The sequence below is a fragment of the Acidovorax sp. KPB24-03 genome (assembly GCF_057546605.1).
The window spans coordinates 1-2,005 of the sequence record NZ_BAAJYR010000532.1 but is presented as its reverse complement, the minus strand read 5'-3'; the positions used below and the strand labels follow the sequence as shown (position 1 = coordinate 2,005).

Sequence of the window (2,005 nt, the reverse complement as noted above, 5' to 3'; positions counted from 1 at the left end):
CGCAGCGGCCATCACGCTGCTGCCGCGCCGCCCGCTCGTGGTGCGGGCCGAGCTGAACGAAAGCTACGCGGCCCAGGTGCACGTGGGCCAGCGCGCCACCGTCACCACCGATGGCGACACCGCAGCCGCGGCGATGCCGCCGGCGCATGTGGTGCGCATCAGCCCTGTGCTCGGCACCGGGCGGCTGCAGGACGACGTCCAGCGCGGCCCCGTGCGCATCGTCGAATGTGTGTTGGAGTTCGATCAGGCGCCCACCGCGCGGGTCGGACAGAACGTGAGAGTGAGCTTCCATGAATGACGCCAGAACCCACCGCATCGCCCTGGTCGATGCACGCCATGTCTCCCAGCCCGCGACCGGCTCGGGCTGGATGGTGCAATGCGACTTCGACGGCACCATCAGCACCGAAGACGTGACCGACTCGCTGCTGCAGCGCTTCGGCCGCGACGGCTGGGAGGCGCTGGAGGCCGCCTGGGAGCGCGGCGAGATCGGCTCGCGCGAATGCATGAAGGGCCAGGTGGCCCTGCTCGACATGGACCGCGCCGAGCTGGACGCGCACCTGGCCACCATCGCGGTGGACCCGCACTTCGGCGCCTTCGTGCGCGCAGCCCGCGAGCGGGGCATGCCGGTGCAGGTGGTGAGCGACGGCATCGACTACGCCATCCATGCCGTGCTGGAACGCCATGGCCTGGGCGACCTGCCGGTGATCGCCAACCGGCTGGTGCAGACCGGGCCGCGCAGCTGGCAGCTGCAGTCGCCCTGGGCCAGCGCCGCCTGCGCCCGCGCCAGCGGCAACTGCAAATGCGAGCGCCTGGCCGAGCAGCGCGAGCGGCATGGCCGCGTGCTGTACGTGGGCGACAGCACCTCGGACTTCTGCGTGTCCGGCCGAGCCGACTTCGTGCTGGCCAAGTACAAGCTCATCCAGCACTGCGTGGACCACGGCATCGCCCATGCGGCATTCACCGATTTCTCGCAGGCGCTGGCCCTGCTGCCGCAGCCCGTGGCGCTGGAACTGGCGGCATGAACGCCGCCGTGATGTCCCGCGAAACCGCCCCCCCCCTGGGCGACGCGGCGGCCCGCCCCGGCGATGCCGGCACGCAGCACGAATACCTGCTGCGTGGGCACGGCCCGAACGCCGGCACCGGCGTGCTGCTGATCCACGGGCTGACGGGCACGCCCAACGAAATGCGCCTGCTGGCCAAGGGCCTGCACCGCGCCGGCTTCACCGTGCTGGCCGTGCAGCTGGCCGGCCACTGCGGCACGCAGGACGATCTGGTGGCCACGCGCTGGCAGGACTGGCACGCCAGCGTGCAGCGCGGCGCCGACCGGCTGGCGATGGTGACCGGCGGCCGGCTCGTGGCGTGCGGCTCTCGATGGGCGCCGTGCTGGCGCTGGCGCTGGCCGCCGATCGCCCGGCCCAGGTGGCCGGCGTGGTGGCGCTGTCGCCCACCTTTCGCTACGACGGCTGGAGCATGCCAGCGTACACGCGGCTGTCGTTCCTGCTGCCGCTGTTTCGCATGCTTGGCATCGGGCGCCGCCGCGTCTTCATGGAGCAGCCGCCCTACGGCATCAAGGACGCGGCGCTGCGCGAGCGCGTGGTGGCGCAGATGCAATCGGGCGACAGCTCGGCGGCCGGCCTGCCGGGCAACCCGTGGTGGTCGGTGATCGAGATGCGCGCGCTGGCGGCCCACGTGCGCCGGCGCCTGGATGCCGTGCGCTCGCCCTGCCTCGTGCTGCATGCGCGCCACGACGACATCGCCTCGGCCGCCAACGCCCAGGCCATCGTGCAGGGCGTGCGGTACGCGCCGGTGGAACTGGTGCTGCTGGACGACAGCTACCACATGATCACCATCGACCGGGAGCGCCGCGCCGTCGTGGCGCGCACCGTCGCGTTCGCGGAGCACGTCGCCCGCGGGGGCACGCCGTGAACCCGGCCGGTGCCGAGGGCGGCATCACGCCGCTGGTGGCAGCGCTCTGGGCGCTGAACCTGCTGGTGGACACGGGAGG

The 2,005-nt window shown here is 72.6% G+C and carries 1 protein-coding gene and 2 pseudogenes; all 3 read left to right on the top strand.

Annotated features, from left to right (window positions below; genetic code table 11):
• Window positions 1–298 (top strand): annotated as a pseudogene (locus AC27KI_RS23625) (HlyD family secretion protein); the annotation flags it as partial.
• 70 nt (window positions 299–368) lie between these two features.
• Window positions 369–1,022, top strand: coding sequence for an MtnX-like HAD-IB family phosphatase (locus AC27KI_RS23620; RefSeq protein WP_284414081.1), 654 nt, complete (start codon window positions 369–371; stop codon window positions 1,020–1,022).
• Between the two features lie 11 nt (window positions 1,023–1,033).
• A pseudogene (locus AC27KI_RS23615) lies at window positions 1,034–1,926 on the top strand (alpha/beta hydrolase).
• The last annotated feature ends 79 nt before the right edge of the window (window positions 1,927–2,005 follow it).

What these genes read in the sequence shown, in the direction of transcription:
- AC27KI_RS23620 (WP_284414081.1), top strand. Translation starts at nt 369, where the DNA reads ATGGTGCAATGCGACTTCGACGGCACCATCAGCACCGAAGACGTGACC.